The organism is Streptomyces sp. NPDC020489 (genome assembly GCF_044386545.1).
Lineage (GTDB): Bacteria > Actinomycetota > Actinomycetes > Streptomycetales > Streptomycetaceae > Streptomyces.
On record NZ_JBIRUZ010000007.1, the window covers coordinates 212,387 to 226,780 of the forward strand.

General features: G+C 71.5%; 13 protein-coding genes. 7 read left to right on the forward strand and 6 right to left on the reverse strand.

The features are described 5' to 3' along the window. Positions 1 to 5: 5 nt before the first annotated feature. Entirely contained in the window at positions 6 to 1,613 is a 1,608-nt protein-coding gene (locus ACH41F_RS20690) for a protein kinase (protein WP_391233350.1), read from the reverse strand. Positions 1,614 to 1,949: 336 nt separating this feature from the next. On the opposite strand from ACH41F_RS20690, the gene ACH41F_RS20695 reads away from it, so the two are divergent. Beyond that, the gene (locus ACH41F_RS20695) at positions 1,950 to 3,521 is read left to right on the forward strand and encodes a protein kinase (protein WP_391233352.1); all 1,572 of its coding nucleotides are present in this window, start codon (positions 1,950 to 1,952) and stop codon (positions 3,519 to 3,521) included. A 105-nt stretch (positions 3,522 to 3,626) separates the two neighbouring features. On the opposite strand, the gene ACH41F_RS20700 is transcribed toward ACH41F_RS20695, so the two are convergent. The 3 genes from ACH41F_RS20700 to ACH41F_RS20710 form a co-directional block, all read right to left on the reverse strand. After that, entirely contained in the window at positions 3,627 to 4,625 is a 999-nt protein-coding gene (locus ACH41F_RS20700; protein WP_398836861.1) for a phosphotransferase, read from the reverse strand. Between the two features lie 110 nt (positions 4,626 to 4,735). Next, positions 4,736 to 5,158 (reverse strand): pyridoxamine 5'-phosphate oxidase family protein, encoded by a 423-nt coding sequence (locus tag ACH41F_RS20705; RefSeq protein ID WP_391233356.1) that lies wholly within the window; start codon positions 5,156 to 5,158, stop codon positions 4,736 to 4,738. Positions 5,159 to 5,247: 89 nt separating this feature from the next. Then, positions 5,248 to 5,913: a response regulator gene (locus ACH41F_RS20710; RefSeq protein ID WP_391233358.1), complete on the reverse strand. Its 666-nt coding sequence runs from the start codon at positions 5,911 to 5,913 to the stop codon at positions 5,248 to 5,250. A gap of 356 nt (positions 5,914 to 6,269) precedes the next feature. Between ACH41F_RS20710 and pdhA the strand changes: the two genes are divergently transcribed. From pdhA to ACH41F_RS20725, 3 genes are read left to right on the forward strand one after another with little or no spacing between them, the layout of a single operon-like run. Next, positions 6,270 to 7,448, forward strand: coding sequence for a pyruvate dehydrogenase (acetyl-transferring) E1 component subunit alpha (gene pdhA, locus ACH41F_RS20715; RefSeq protein ID WP_391233359.1), 1,179 nt, complete (start codon positions 6,270 to 6,272; stop codon positions 7,446 to 7,448). A gap of 2 nt (positions 7,449 to 7,450) precedes the next feature. Continuing rightward, a complete protein-coding gene (locus tag ACH41F_RS20720) occupies positions 7,451 to 8,431 on the forward strand; it encodes a transketolase C-terminal domain-containing protein (RefSeq protein WP_391233361.1) in 981 nt (326 codons plus the stop codon). 10 nt (positions 8,432 to 8,441) lie between these two features. After that, positions 8,442 to 9,851 (forward strand): 2-oxo acid dehydrogenase subunit E2, encoded by a 1,410-nt coding sequence (locus tag ACH41F_RS20725; RefSeq protein ID WP_391233363.1) that lies wholly within the window; start codon positions 8,442 to 8,444, stop codon positions 9,849 to 9,851. Between the two features lie 170 nt (positions 9,852 to 10,021). On the opposite strand, the gene ACH41F_RS20730 is transcribed toward ACH41F_RS20725, so the two are convergent. Next, positions 10,022 to 10,558, reverse strand: coding sequence for a proteasome activator (locus tag ACH41F_RS20730; RefSeq protein WP_391233365.1), 537 nt, complete (start codon positions 10,556 to 10,558; stop codon positions 10,022 to 10,024). A 284-nt stretch (positions 10,559 to 10,842) separates the two neighbouring features. Between ACH41F_RS20730 and ACH41F_RS20735 the strand changes: the two genes are divergently transcribed. Next, positions 10,843 to 11,316, forward strand: coding sequence for a hypothetical protein (locus tag ACH41F_RS20735; protein ID WP_391233367.1), 474 nt, complete (start codon positions 10,843 to 10,845; stop codon positions 11,314 to 11,316). 49 nt (positions 11,317 to 11,365) lie between these two features. Here ACH41F_RS20735 and ACH41F_RS20740 read toward each other — a convergent pair whose 3' ends face one another. After that, positions 11,366 to 12,346: a zinc-binding dehydrogenase gene (locus ACH41F_RS20740; RefSeq protein ID WP_391233369.1), complete on the reverse strand. Its 981-nt coding sequence runs from the start codon at positions 12,344 to 12,346 to the stop codon at positions 11,366 to 11,368. A 186-nt stretch (positions 12,347 to 12,532) separates the two neighbouring features. Here ACH41F_RS20740 and ACH41F_RS20745 point away from each other — a divergent pair, with 186 nt between their 5' ends. Continuing rightward, positions 12,533 to 13,549 (forward strand): ATP-binding cassette domain-containing protein, encoded by a 1,017-nt coding sequence (locus ACH41F_RS20745; RefSeq protein WP_391233371.1) that lies wholly within the window; start codon positions 12,533 to 12,535, stop codon positions 13,547 to 13,549. Continuing rightward, a complete protein-coding gene (locus tag ACH41F_RS20750; protein ID WP_391233373.1) occupies positions 13,546 to 14,394 on the forward strand; it encodes an ABC transporter permease in 849 nt (282 codons plus the stop codon). Before ACH41F_RS20745 ends, ACH41F_RS20750 begins: the two co-directional genes overlap by 4 nt.

The window sequence follows — 14,394 nt, forward strand, 5'->3', positions numbered from 1 at the left end:
CCAGGCTAGCTGGGGTCGCCCGTCGAGACGTCGAACTGGATATCCACATTGTTCGGGTCGACGTCGGTGCCCGCCTTGGGGGACTGGCGCATCACGGTGCCCTCGCCGTAGGTGTTCTCGTCCACCTCCGTCGTGTCGTAATGCCAGCCCGCGGCCTGGAGGCACGCGAGGACCGAGTCCCAGTTCTTGTAGGTGAAGTCCGGCACCTGCACCATGTCGGGGTCGTCGTTGGACTCCCGCGGCTCGGTGCACTCCGTCTTCTCGATCGTCCGCGACGTGTCCGGGCCCCGGTGGCCCTCCACCACCGTCGGGCTCGCGCTGGTGTCGCCGCCCGCGTCGTCGCCCGTGCCGCCCCCGCCCAGCGTCAGCGCCGCGATCAGGCCGCCGACCGCCACGAGGGAGACGACGATCGAGCCGATGACGACCGGCTTGTTGCTCTTGCGGCCGCCGCCCGCGGGCGGTGTCTGCTGCGGGGCGATGGTGTACGGCGGCGGGGTCGAGGCGTACGCGTTCGGCGCCGGGGTCTGGTACCCGCCCTGCTGGGGATAGCCGTAGGCCGGGGAATGGGTCGAGGGCGGCGGGGTGCCGTACGGGTTCGGTGTCGGCTGGTACGGCGTCTGGACGGGACCCGTGGGCGCCGGGGTGGCCTGGTCCACCGGCGGGAACACCGCCGAGCCCACGCCCGCCCCGCTCGCCGTCTGCGCGCCGGGGACGATGCTCGGCGCGGCCGCCTGGAAGGACGCCGCCACCCGCAGGCACTCGGTGCGCATGGCCTCGGCGCTCGGGAAGCGCTCGTTCGGGTTCTTCTTCAGGGCGCGGGCGATCAGGGCGTCCACGGCCGGGGGCAGCGCCCGGTTGATCGAGGAGGCCGCGACCGGCTCCTCCTGCACATGCGCGTACGCGATCGCCAGCGGGGAGTCCGCGTCGAACGGCAGCCGCCCGGTGACCAGTTGGAACAGCATGATGCCGACGGAGTACAGGTCGGAGCGGGCGTCCACGCCGCGGCCCAGCGCCTGTTCCGGCGACAGGTACTGCGGGGTGCCGACCACCATGCCGGTCTGGGTCATCGAGGTGACGCCCGACTGCATGGCGCGCGCGATGCCAAAGTCCATGACCTTGACCACGCCGCGCTTGGTCATCATCACGTTGCCGGGCTTGATGTCGCGGTGGACCAGACCCATCTCGTGGCTGATCTCCAGCGCCGCCAGCACGTCCGCGGTGATCTTCAGCGCCTTGTCGGCGGGCATCGCGCCGTGCTGCCGGATGTCCTCGTCGAGCACCGAGCCCAGCGGCCGGCCCTCGACGTACTCCATGACGATGTACGGCATCGTCGTGCCGGCGAGGTCGTCCTCGCCGGTGTCGAAGACCGAGACGATGTTGGTGTGGGTGAGCTTGGCCACGGCCTGCGCCTCGCGGCGGAAGCGCTCACGGAAGGCCTGCTCGCGGCCCAGCTCGGTGTGGAGCGTCTTGATCGCGACGGGACGGTCGAGCACGGTGTCGTGCGCGAGGTGCACCGAGGCCATACCGCCCTCGCCGAGCAAGTCGCGCAGCTGATAGCGGTTGTTGGCGATCGTCCGCCCCGCGTACCGGCCGTGTGCGCCGTCCTGGCTCATGTTCCGTGTCCCCCATCGGCCATCAGGCGCCGGCCCGACTGTCATTGATCGAATGGCTCATTCCCGGCCAAGTCTGCCCCACGGCACTGACAGGTCAAGCCGGGTGCCCGTTCCGTGACCGTACGCGAAAGAAGCGTCGCGGAAGCGTTACAGGGGGCGTACGCCCGGTACACAGGATTTGCACGACAGCGCGTGCTATCGCTTTGATGACCGGTCCGTCTCGGACCGGCCCCCGGGCCCGTCCCGGACCGGAGGCTTGCGCGGAGGCTGTAGCGTGGCCGACGGAGACCGTAACAACACCGCGCGCACCGCGGGCAGAAACGACGGCGAGGACTGATGGCACAGCAGCAGCGCGCTCAGGGCCCGTCCGACCCCGAGGCGGCTGGCGGCGGGATGTCGGATGCGCCGGAGCTGTGGGGTAACGGCGGGCTGGTCGGCGACGGCCGATACCGGCTGACCCGCAGGCTCGGCCGCGGCGGCATGGCCGAGGTCTTCGCCGCCGAGGACGTACGCCTGGGCCGTACCGTGGCGGTCAAGCTGCTGCGCGCCGACCTCGCCGAGGACCCGGTCTCCAAGGCCCGCTTCACGCGCGAGGCCCAGTCGGTGGCCGGCCTCAACCACCACGCGATCGTCGCCGTGTACGACTCCGGCGAGGACTTCGTGGGCGGCCAGAGCGTCCCGTACATCGTCATGGAGATCGTCGAGGGCCGCACGATCCGGGACCTGCTGATCAACGCCGAGGCGCCCGGGCCCGAGCAGGCCCTGATCATCGTCTCCGGGGTGCTGGAGGCGCTCGCCTACTCGCACCAGCACGGCATCGTGCACCGCGACATCAAGCCCGCCAACGTCATCATCACCGACAACGGCGCGGTGAAGGTGATGGACTTCGGCATCGCCCGCGCCCTGCACGGCGCGTCCACGACGATGACGCAGACCGGCATGGTCATGGGCACCCCGCAGTACCTCTCGCCCGAACAGGCGCTCGGCAAGGCGGTGGACCACCGCTCCGACCTGTACGCGACGGGCTGTCTGCTGTACGAACTCCTCGCGCTGCGGCCCCCGTTCACCGGTGAGACCCCGCTGTCCGTCGTCTACCAGCACGTCCAGGACATCCCGACGCCGCCGTCGGAGGTCTCCGACGCCTCGCCGCCGGAGCTCGACGGCCTGGTGATGCGCTCGCTCGCCAAGGAGCCGGACGACCGGTTCCAGACGGCCGAGGAGATGCGCGGGCTCGTCCAGTACGGGCTCCAGATGCTGTACGAGCAGGGCAGCCACACCGGCACCTGGAACACCGGGCCGGTCGCGCTGCACGAGGGCCGGCAGACCCCGGCGGGCGGCTTCGCCCAGACCTCCGTGATGCAGCACCCCGGGGCCGCCGGGACCGCCCAGATCCCGCAGCAGGTCCTGCCCACCGGCTACGGCGGCGGGGACGACGGCGGCTTCGAGGGCCACGGCAACCGGGGCAGCGGCCGCGGCAAGCTGTGGATCCTCGCCGTCCTCGCGGTGATCGCCATCGCGGCGGGCGTCGCGCTGGCGCTGAACCACGGCGGGAACGGGGGCGCGGGTGACAGCACCACCCAGTCCCCGACCACCTCGACCAAGCCCTCGGAGACCACCAGCGAGTCGCCGAGCGACGATCCGACGGACGAGGCGACCGAGGAGCAGACCGACGAGGGCACCTCCAGCGGTGGTTCGTCGTGGAACTCGACGCCCACACCGTCGTACACGCCGTCCGCGACCCCCTCGGCGACGGCGACCGAGCCGAGCGGCGAGCCGACGACCACGGAACCGACCGACGAGCCGACGGACACCGCAGAGCCGACCGACACCGCCGAGCCGACCGACACCAGCGGCGGCGGCGGCGAGGCCGACGCCGGCGCGGACAACGGCGGCGTCGGGGATCAGTGACCGGTTCCCCCTGACGCGCGCGTGCGTCCCGGAAACGGGCGGCACGCGCGCGTGGCGTTTCCTCAGGCGACGGCCCGGCACACGCGCGTGCCGTTCCGGCCGCGGCTAGTCCGCGAACGCCGCGCACACCGCCTCGTACTCCCGCGTCCACCACACCACCAGCGCCGAGGCCGCCGGGAACTGGGGGTCCGCGCGGGTGTCGCCGCGCTCGTAGTGCCAGCGCAGCATCCAGAAGTCGTTGAGCCGCTCCCACCACACCCGGTGCACGGCTGCGGCCAGCTCCGAGGGCGTGACCCCCGCCGTACGCCGGTACGCGCGCGCGTACGCCCGCACCTTCGGCAGGTCCAGCGTCCCCGCGGGCCGTACGAAGAAGATCGCGGCGGCACGTACGGCCTCCTCCGCGCGCGGCTGCACCCCGAGCCGGTCCCAGTCGACGATCGCGGCGGGCGCGTCCCCCCGGTAGAGCAGGTTGAACGGGTGGAAGTCGCCGTGCACCCAGCCCACGCACCCGCCCCGCGGCGGCCGCCAGTCCGCGTACCGCTCCAGCAGGGCCCGCCGCTCCAGCAGCCGGTGGCGGGCGAGCTCGTCGAAGGGGTCGGCGGGGCGGTGCCGGCGCACGCGGCCGAGCAGGTCGTCGATGAGGGCGAAGGTGTCGGCGGGGTCGGCGCTGTGCACCGGGTGGGGGCCCTCGGCGGGGCGGGTACGCCCTGTCGGCGGCATCACGCGCTCCAGGGCGGCGTGCACGGCCCCGAGCAGCGCCCCCAGGCGCCCGCACTGGTCCAGGGTGAGCTGGCCCCCGTCGCGGTGGCGGCCCTCGATCCAGGGGTGCAGGGCGTAGGCGTGGCCGCGGACGACGGCGACCGTCCGGCCGTCGTGGGCGGGCAGGGGCGGGGCCACGGGGACGCCGAGGTCGGCCAGGCGCTGGGTGGCGCGGTGCCGGCGTTCGATGCCGACCGGGTCGGCGGTGTCGGGGTCGAAGTGGTGCTTGAGGAAGTAGCGGCCGCGGGTCGTGCGGAGGCGGTAGCCGCGGTTCAGCAGCCCCTGCTCGACGGGGTCGCAGGTGACCGCGGAACCGGCGGCGTAGCGGGTGAGGAGGGCGCGCAACGGGGGCGCGTGAGACGTGGGGGGTGGTACACAAGAGCGCGGCACGCGCCAGATGCTAGGGCACCGAGGGGGCCCGTGAACTGGGAATTGTCACAGACAGTCGCACTCGGTCACGGTGTGTGCGGGAAGTGGCTTTCGAGGGCGCCGTCGGTCGAGTGGACCGTGCCGAACTGCGGCTCGACGCGCAGATAGACGGGTTCGTACGGCTCACCGTCCACGACTTCGGGCGTCGGCCCGAACCGCCGCAGTTCGCCGGCGGTCGGCTCGTACGCCGCGCACGCGCCCACGACCTGCACCGACCACAGCCCCTCGCCCGGCCGCGCCGAGCTCAGGTTGTCCGCGCCGTACGCGACGACACTGCCGGCGCAGGCCTGGTGGTAGCCGCAGCTCCTGGGCAGCCTGAGCAGCACGCGCCCGCCGTCGACGAGGTGCCGCGCGAAGGCGAGGAAGGGCAGCGCGCGCATGCTGGTGGCGACCCTGCCGTAGTCGGTGCGGGCGAGCAGATCGAGGGCGAGCTGATCGTCGGAGGCCATGACACCACTGTCGGCCGCGCCCGCCCCGCGCGGGAGAGGCTTTGGTCCCGGCCTCTCCCGCGCGGGGCGCCCGATGCCGCGCGCCGGTCTCAGTGCCGCTGCTGCTCGACCTGCATCCGGGCCACGTACGCCGCCGCCTGCGAGCGCCGCTCCATGCCGAGCTTGGACAGCAGGGTCGACACGTAGTTCTTGATGGTCTTCTCGGCGAGGTGGAGCCGCTCGCCGATGGCGCGGTTGGTGAGACCCTCGCCGATCAGGTCGAGGATCCTGCGCTCCTGCTCGGTGAGGTGGGCGAGCCGGTCGTCGCTCTTGGCGCCGCCGCCGTCCCGCAGCCGTTCCAGCACGCGCGCGGTGGCCACCGGGTCGAGCAGGGACCTGCCGGCCGCGACGTCGCGCACGGCCGTCAGGAGCTCGTTGCCGCGGATGGCCTTCAGGACGTATCCCGCGGCGCCGGCCATGATCGCGTCGAAGAGGGCCTCGTCGTCGGCGAACGAGGTCAGCATCAGGCACTTGACGTTCTCGTCCCCGGAGCGGATCTCCCGGCAGACCTCCACGCCGCTGCCGTCCGGGAGCCGTACGTCGAGGACCGCCACGTCGGGCCGGGTGGCCGGGATCCGCACCAGCGCGTCGGCCGCCGTACCGGCCTCGCCGACCACCTCGATGTCGGCCTCGACCGAGAGCAGTTCATGGACGCCGCGCCGGACCACCTCATGGTCGTCGAGCAGAAATACCCGGATTTTTCCGTCTTCGCGCACGGGGTCAGTCTCACACAGGCTTTCCGGGCCCGCCGCAGGTGAGCCCACGTGGACTCTTCCCGTGACCTGGGTCACCGGGTTAACGTGCCGTTGTTCCGGCCCCCTGCAAGGCTGTGACCAGCGGCTGTTCCCGATTTCGCGACTTTACTTGGAAATCCAAGCAAAATCGCAGGTCAGGAGGGGTTTCACAGAAATGTGAAGCACTGGGTAACGTGCCATAGTGCAGGGCGCTCGCCGGGGCACCTGTCACGCCTGTTCCCGAACGAGCCGCACCCACCCCGTGCGTCCGCAGGGCCACAGGTGAGCCGCACTGGCACCCGGCGAACCCGGGATGCCGGACCGACGGAGGAGCACACGTGACCGTGGAGAGCACTGCCGCGCGCACATCGCGACGCAGCGCCAGTACCAAGAGCACGGCCGGCAAGCGCACGACCGCGAGGAAGCAGCCGGGCACCGAGCCCGAGCTCGTGCAGCTGCTGACCCCCGAGGGCAAGCGCGTCAAGGACGCCACGTACGACAAGTACGTCGCCGGCATCACCCCCGATGAGCTGCGCGGTCTGTACCGCGACATGGTGCTCACCCGCCGCTTCGACGCCGAGGCCACCTCCCTGCAGCGCCAGGGCGAGCTGGGCCTGTGGGCCTCGCTGCTCGGCCAGGAGGCCGCCCAGATCGGCTCCGGCCGGGCCACCCGCGAGGACGACTACGTCTTCCCGACCTACCGCGAGCACGGCGTCGCCTGGTGCCGCGGAGTCCCGCCGGAGAACCTGCTGGGCATGTTCCGCGGCGTGAACAACGGCGGCTGGGACCCCAACAGCAACAACTTCCAGCTGTACACGATCGTCATCGGCTCCCAGACGCTGCACGCCACCGGCTACGCGATGGGCATCACCAAGGACGGCGCGGACAGCGCGGTCATCGCCTACTTCGGCGACGGCGCCTCCAGCCAGGGCGACGTCGCCGAGTCGTTCACGTTCTCCGCGGTCTACAACGCCCCCGTGGTGTTCTTCTGCCAGAACAACCAGTGGGCGATCTCCGAGCCCACCGAGAAGCAGACCCGCGTCCCGCTCTACCAGCGCGCCCAGGGCTTCGGCTTCCCGGGCGTGCGCGTGGACGGCAACGACGTGCTGGCCTGTCTCGCGGTCACCAAGTGGGCCCTGGAGCGCGCCCGCGCCGGCGAGGGCCCGACCCTGGTCGAGGCGTACACCTACCGGATGGGCGCCCACACCACCTCCGACGACCCCACCCGCTACCGCGGCGACGAGGAGCGCCAGGCCTGGGAGGCGAAGGACCCGATCCTGCGTCTTCGCCGGCACCTGGAGGCCTCAAACCACGCGGACGAGGGATTCTTCGCGGAACTCGAGGCCGAGAGCGAGGCGTTGGGCAAGCGAGTGCGTGAGGCGGTCCGCGCCATGCCCGACCCGGACCGCTTCGCGATCTTCGAGCACGCCTACGCCGACGGACACGCGCTCGTCGACGAGGAGCGCGCCCAGTTCGCCGCCTACCAGGCGTCGTTCGCAGAGGAAGAGGGGGTCTGACCATGGCGACGGAAAAGCTGGCACTGGCCAAGGCGATCAACGAGTCGCTGCGCCGCGCCCTGGACACCGACCCCAAGGTCCTCGTCATGGGCGAGGACGTCGGCAAGCTCGGCGGCGTCTTCCGCGTCACCGACGGCCTGCAGAAGGACTTCGGCGAGAGCCGCGTCATCGACACCCCGCTCGCCGAGTCCGGCATCGTCGGCACCGCGATCGGCCTGGCCCTGCGCGGCTACCGCCCGGTGGTGGAGATCCAGTTCGACGGCTTCGTCTTCCCGGCCTACGACCAGATCGTCACCCAGCTGGCCAAGATGCACGCCCGCTCCCTGGGCAAGGTCAAGCTCCCGGTCGTCATCCGCATCCCCTACGGCGGCGGCATCGGCGCGGTCGAGCACCACTCCGAGTCCCCCGAGGCGCTCTTCGCGCACGTGGCGGGCTTGAAGATCGTCAGCCCCGGCAACTCCTCCGACGCGTACTGGATGATGCAGCAGGCCATCCAGAGCGACGACCCGGTGATCTTCTTCGAGCCCAAGCGGCGCTACTGGGACAAGGGCGAGGTCAACACCGAGGCCATCCCCGGCCCCCTGCACAAGGCCCAGGTGGTCCGCGAGGGCACCGACCTCACGCTGGTCGCCTACGGCCCGATGGTCAAGACCTGCCTGGAGGTCGCCGCAGCGGCCGCCGAGGAGGGCAGGAACCTCGAGGTCCTGGACCTGCGCTCGGTGTCCCCGCTCGACTTCGACACCATCCAGGCCTCGGTCGAGAAGACCCGCCGGCTGGTCGTCGTCCACGAGGCGCCGGTGTTCTTCGGCTCCGGAGCGGAGATCGCCGCCCGGATCACGGAACGCTGCTTCTACCACCTGGAGGCCCCGGTGCTCCGGGTCGGCGGCTACCACGCCCCGTACCCGCCGGCGCGCCTGGAGGATGAGTACCTGCCGGGCCTTGACCGGGTGCTCGACGCCGTCGACCGTGCCCTGGCGTACTGAGGAGAGGGTCGTGACGACGATGACGGATGCGTCCGTACGCGAGTTCAAGATGCCGGACGTGGGCGAGGGCCTCACCGAGGCCGAGATCCTCAAGTGGTACGTCCAGCCCGGTGACCAGGTCAGCGACGGCCAGGTGGTGTGCGAGGTCGAGACCGCCAAGGCGGCCGTCGAACTGCCCATCCCCTACGACGGGGTGGTGCGCTCCCTGCACTTCCCGGAGGGCACCACGGTCGACGTGGGCACGTCGATCATCGCGGTGGACGTGTCGGGCGGGGCGGCTCCCGCCGAGGCACCGGCGCCCGCCGCCGAACCCGAACCCGAGAAGAAGCCCGAGGGCCGCCAGCCCGTGCTCGTCGGGTACGGCGTCGCCGTCTCCTCCACCAAGCGGCGCCCCCGCAAGGGCCCGCAGATCCCCGTCCAGGAGGCCGCGGCGGCCGTCCAGAGCGAGCTGAACGGACACGGGGGCGCTGCTGCCGCCGTGGCCGCCCCCGCCGTGGCCGCCGCCGTCAGGGAGCGCCCGCTGGCCAAGCCGCCGGTGCGCAAGCTGGCCAAGGACCTCGGCGTCGACCTGACGACGATCGTGCCGTCGGGCCCCGACGGCATCATCACCCGCGAGGACGTCCATGCGGCAGCGGCCCCGGAACCGGCGGTCGTCGAGACGCCGGCGCCCACCGCTGCCCCCGCCCAGGCGCCCGCGCCCGTGGCGACGTACGACACGGCTCGCGAGACCCGTGTCCCGGTCAAGGGGGTGCGCAAGGCGACGGCCGCGGCGATGGTCGGCTCGGCGTTCACCGCGCCGCACGTCACGGAGTTCGTGACGGTCGACGTCACCCGCACGATGAAGCTCGTCGAGGAACTCAAGCAGGACAAGGAGATGCAGGGGCTGCGGGTCAACCCGCTGCTGCTCATCGCCAAGGCCCTGCTGGTCGCCATCAAGCGCAACCCGGACGTCAACGCGTCCTGGGACGAGGCGAACCAGGAGATCGTCCAGAAGCACTACGTGAACCTGGGCATCGCCGCGGCCACCCCGCGCGGTCTGATCGTGCCGAACATCAAGGACGCGCACGCCAAGACCCTGCCGCAACTGGCCCGGGCGCTGGGCGAGTTGGTGACCACGGCGAAGGAGGGCAAGACCTCCCCCGCCGCCATGCAGGGCGGCACGGTCACCATCACCAACGTCGGCGTCTTCGGCGTCGACACCGGTACGCCGATCCTCAACCCCGGCGAGTCCGCGATCCTCGCGGTCGGCGCGATCAAGCTCCAGCCGTGGGTCCACAAGGGCAAGGTGAAGCCGCGTCAGGTCACCACGCTGGCCCTCAGCTTCGACCACCGCCTGGTCGACGGTGAGCTGGGCTCCAAGGTGCTGGCGGACGTGGCGGCGATCCTGGAACAGCCCAAGAGGCTGATCACCTGGGCGTGAGACATGGGGAAGGGGCCGGCGAGATCGCCGGCCCCTTTCTTTGTCGGTACGGGACGGGTTTCACGGGGTGGGGCGGCGGCCTGACGGGCAGGGCCCCGGGGGGCCGTGCGGTCAGGGCCGGGCGGCCTCGCAGGTGGGGCCGGGCGGCCTTGCGGTAGGGCTGGGGCCCTTTACAGGTACGGTCCGCCCGAGCGGCCGGCCGCGGGGCCCTCCTCGCCGTCCTGGCCGACGCCCGGGGGCAGGGCCCGGCGCATCTGCTCCAACTGCGCCCGCGCGGCCATCTGCTGGGCGAACAGGGTGGTCTGGATCCCGTGGAAGAGACCCTCCAGCCAGCCGACCAACTGAGCCTGTGCGATGCGCAGTTCGGCATCGCTCGGGGTCGCCCCGTCCGAGAACGGCAGTGAGAGCCGCTCCAGTTCCTCGACGAGCTCCGGCGCCAGACCGTCCTCCAGCTCCTTCACCGAACTGCGGTGGATCTCCTTGAGCCGGACGCGGCTCGCCTCGTCCAGAGGAGCGGCACGCACTTCCTCCAGAAGCTGCTTGATCATGCTGCCGATCCGCATGACCTTGGCGGGCTGCTCCACCATCTCCGTCACCGGGACCTCGCGGGAGTCGTCGTCCCCGGTGCCGCCGAGCGCCATTCCGTCCTGGCCCACGACCAGGATCTGGGGTTGCTCGGACGACCGTTCGTTCCTCGGCATCTCCATGCAGCCATTCTCTCGTACCGGTACACCTCACCACTGAGGTGCCCCCGGTGGAGGGTGATCCACCGTGCACGACGGGGTTGTCTCCGTCGGGGTGGAGGGTTCCGCGACCGGGACGGGGGCGGAAGGTTCGGCATTGGGCCAGACGCATGACACGGGGTCGAGCCCCGTTCACAGGCCCTGTTCAGCCCCGGATCACCGGCCCGGGCTGGGGCCCTCGCCCTCCGGGTCGGTGTTTCGGCGGCGCCCGGAATGCCGGAATCCGGGACCGGTGTGACGCTGGTTCCGTGACGCGATGGCTACGTGCGGTAGGCACTACGGGACTGCTGGTCGCCCTGGGGGCGGCGGGGACGTCGTGGGGCGCCGGGGGCTCATACGGCGCGGAGTCCGCGCCGAGTGGCCGACGGATCGTGGCGCTGGACACCGTGTCCCCCAGCGCCGAGCCGTCCCGTGCCGGGAGCCGGGCCGGTGAGGGGCGGGAGCGCCCCGGCCGCCGGGTGGACGCGGGTGCCGAGGAGGTGGGTGCCGAGGAGGTGGGTGCCGAGGCCGAGGCCGGGCGGCCTCCCGAGGGGGTCCCCACCGCCGTACCGCCCCCGACGCGGCAGGCCGTGCCCGCCGACGCCGTGCCGACCGGGCCCGTGTCCCGGGCCCAGCGGCCAGCCGAGCCCGTCCTGCGCATCCTCCCGCTGGGCAGCGGGCTGGTCCTGATCGGCCTGGGCCTGGGACTCGCGTTCATCGGCCTGCGGGTACGGCGGGGGTAGGAAGCTGCTCGGCCCGGCGTCCGGCGTGCCGGAGGCCGGGCTCGCGCCGCTACTCCACGACCAGCAGCACCTTCCCCACGTGCCCGCTCTCCTCCACCACCCGGTGGGCCGTCGCCGCGTCGCTCATCGGGATCTCCCGGTCGACGACCGGGCGGATGTGACCGCCGTCCAGGAGCGGCCAGACATGCTCGCGGACCGCCGCGACGATCGTCGTCTTCTCGGTCAGCGGGCGGGCGCGCAGCGAGGTCGCGCTGATCGCGGCCCGCTTGGTCAGCAGGGTCGAGATGTTCAGTTCGCCCTTGACGCCGCCCTGCATGCCGATGATCGCCAGGCGCCCGTTGACGGCGAGGGCCCGCACATTGCGGTCAAGGTATTTCGCGCCCATGTTGTCGAGGATGACGTCGGCCCCGGCACCGCCCGTGGCCTGCTTCACCTCGGCCACGAAGTCCTGCTCCCGGTAGTTGATCAGCACGTCCGCGCCCAGGTCCGCGCAGTGCGCCAGCTTCTCCTTGGTGCCCGCCGTGACCGCGACCTTCGCGCCGACGGCCTTGGCGAGCTGGATCGCCATCGTGCCGATGCCGCTGGAGCCGCCGTGCACCAGCAGGGTCTCGCCGGGGCGCAGGTGGGAGATCATGAAGACGTTCGACCAGACCGTGCAGGTGACCTCGGGCAGTGCGGCCGCCTGCCTCAGGTCGACCCCCTTGGGCACCGGCAGCAGCTGACCGGCCGGCACGACGACCTTCTCGGCGTACCCCCCGCCGGACAGCAGCGCGCACACCTCGTCGCCGACGGCCCAGCCGGAGACCCCGGGCCCGATCTCGGCGACGCGGCCGGAGCACTCCAGGCCGGGATACGGGCTGGAGCCGGGCGGCGGGTCGTAGAAGCCCTGGCGTTGCAGGATGTCGGCCCGGTTGACCGCACTGGCCACCACCTCGACCAGCACCTCGCCCTCGCCGGGCACCGGATCGGGGACCTCGCTCCACACCAGCGACTCGGGCCCACCAGGTTCGGGAATCGTGATCGCACGCATGAGGCGACGCTACTCCTCCGTCCCCGGTCGCGGCCCCCTCGGTCGTCGGACGGAGCGGACGCCGGTCAGGGGGCGGATCCACTCGGAAATCCCTGTGCGGAACCGATGAGTTCGAGCGACGGCAAAGGTCTCACCCTACGTAGCCCATGCACGCGTAGGCCCCAGCACGCGGAAGGAAACCCGACCATGAGCCAGCACACCTCCGGCCTGGCCATCGAGACGGCGGGACTGGTGAAGACGTTCGGCGAGACCCGGGCCGTCGACGGAGTGGACCTCTCCGTCCCGGCCGGCACGGTCTACGGCGTCCTCGGCCCGAACGGCGCCGGCAAGACGACCACCGTGAAGATGCTCGCCACCCTCCTGCGCCCCGACGCCGGCCAGGCTCATGTCTTCGGCCACGACGTCGTCCGAGAGGCCGACGAGGTGCGCGGCCGGGTGAGTCTGACCGGTCAGTACGCCTCCGTCGACGAGGACCTCACCGGCGCCGAGAACCTGATCCTGCTTGCCCGTCTCCTCGGCCACCACAAGAAGCCCGCACGCGAACGCGCCGCACAGCTCCTGGAGGCCTTCGGGCTCACGGACGCGGCGGCCAAGCAGGTCAAGCACTACTCGGGCGGCATGCGGCGCCGTATCGACATCGCCGCCTCCATCCTCAACACGCCCGACCTGCTGTTCCTCGACGAGCCGACGACCGGCCTGGACCCGCGCAGCCGCAACCAGGTCTGGGACATCGTGCGCGCGGTCGTCGCCCAGGGCACCACCGTGCTGCTGACCACGCAGTACCTGGACGAGGCCGACCAGCTCGCGTCCCGGATCGCCGTCATCGACCGCGGCAAGGTGATCGCCGAGGGCACCAAGGGCGAGCTGAAGGCGTCCGTCGGCGCCGGGTCCGTCCATCTGCGGCTGCGCGACCCGGCGCGGCGGCCCGAGGCCGAACAGGTACTGCGCCTGGCCCTCGACACGGACGTACAGCTGGAGCCCGACCCGGTCGCGCTGACCGCCCGGCTCGGCGGCACGACCAGCGACTCCGCGGCCGAGCAGGCCTCCCGCGCGCTCGCCGAGCTGTCCCGCAGCGGCATCACGGTCGACAACTTCTCGCTGGGCCAGCCCAGCCTGGACGAGGTGTTCCTCGCCCTCACCGGACATGACACGCGCGACGACACGACCGACACGCAGCACGCGAAGGACGAGGTGACGGCATGAGCACCGTGACACAGACCGAGGCCAAGGACCTCGCCCCCGTCAGCGCCGAGTCACTCGCCGCGCTGCTCGTCACCGGGGAGCGGCCGCCGCGGCCCAGCGCCCTGTCGGCCTCGCTGACCTTCGGCTGGCGGGCCGTCCTGAAGATCAAGCACGTGCCGGAGCAGCTCTTCGACGTCACGGCGTTCCCGATCATGATGGTGCTGATGTACACGTACCTGTTCGGGGGCGCCCTGGCCGGGTCCCCTAAGGAGTACATCCAGTTCCTGCTGCCGGGCATCCTGGTGATGTCGGTCGTGATGATCACGATGTACACCGGCGTCTCGGTGAACACCGACATCGAGAAGGGCGTCTTCGACCGCTTCCGGTCCCTGCCCATCTGGCGGCCGTCGACCATGGTCGGCTATCTGCTGGGCGACGCCCTGCGCTACACCATCGCGTCCGTCGTGATGCTCACCGTCGGCATGATCCTCGGGTACCGCCCCCACGGCGGGGTCGGCGGCGTCCTCGCCGGGATCGCGCTGCTGGTGGTGTTTTCGTTCGCGTTCTCGTGGATCTGGACCATGTTCGGGCTGATGCTGCGCACCGAGAAGTCGGTGATGGGCGTCAGCATGATGGTGATCTTCCCGCTGACCTTCCTGTCCAACGTCTTCGTCGACCCGAGGACCATGCCGGGATGGCTCCAGGCCTTCGTCAACAACAGTCCGATCACCCATCTGTCCTCGGCCGTCCGCGGGCTCATGGCCGGTGACTGGCCCGCCGACGAGATCGCCTGGTCGTTGGGGTGGTCGGGCCTGTTCGTCGCGGTCTTCGGGCCGATCACGATGCGGCTCTACAACCGCAAGTAG

What these genes read in the sequence shown, in the direction of transcription:
- ACH41F_RS20720 (WP_391233361.1), top strand. Translation starts at nt 7,451, where the DNA reads ATGGCGACGGAAAAGCTGGCACTGGCCAAGGCGATCAACGAGTCGCTG.
- ACH41F_RS20740 (WP_391233369.1), bottom strand. Translation starts at nt 12,346, where the DNA reads ATGCGTGCGATCACGATTCCCGAACCTGGTGGGCCCGAGTCGCTGGTG.
- ACH41F_RS20730 (WP_391233365.1), bottom strand. Translation starts at nt 10,558, where the DNA reads ATGGAGATGCCGAGGAACGAACGGTCGTCCGAGCAACCCCAGATCCTG.
- ACH41F_RS20695 (WP_391233352.1), top strand. Translation starts at nt 1,950, where the DNA reads ATGGCACAGCAGCAGCGCGCTCAGGGCCCGTCCGACCCCGAGGCGGCT.
- ACH41F_RS20690 (WP_391233350.1), bottom strand. Translation starts at nt 1,613, where the DNA reads ATGAGCCAGGACGGCGCACACGGCCGGTACGCGGGGCGGACGATCGCC.
- ACH41F_RS20745 (WP_391233371.1), top strand. Translation starts at nt 12,533, where the DNA reads ATGAGCCAGCACACCTCCGGCCTGGCCATCGAGACGGCGGGACTGGTG.
- ACH41F_RS20705 (WP_391233356.1), bottom strand. Translation starts at nt 5,158, where the DNA reads ATGGCCTCCGACGATCAGCTCGCCCTCGATCTGCTCGCCCGCACCGAC.
- ACH41F_RS20750 (WP_391233373.1), top strand. Translation starts at nt 13,546, where the DNA reads ATGAGCACCGTGACACAGACCGAGGCCAAGGACCTCGCCCCCGTCAGC.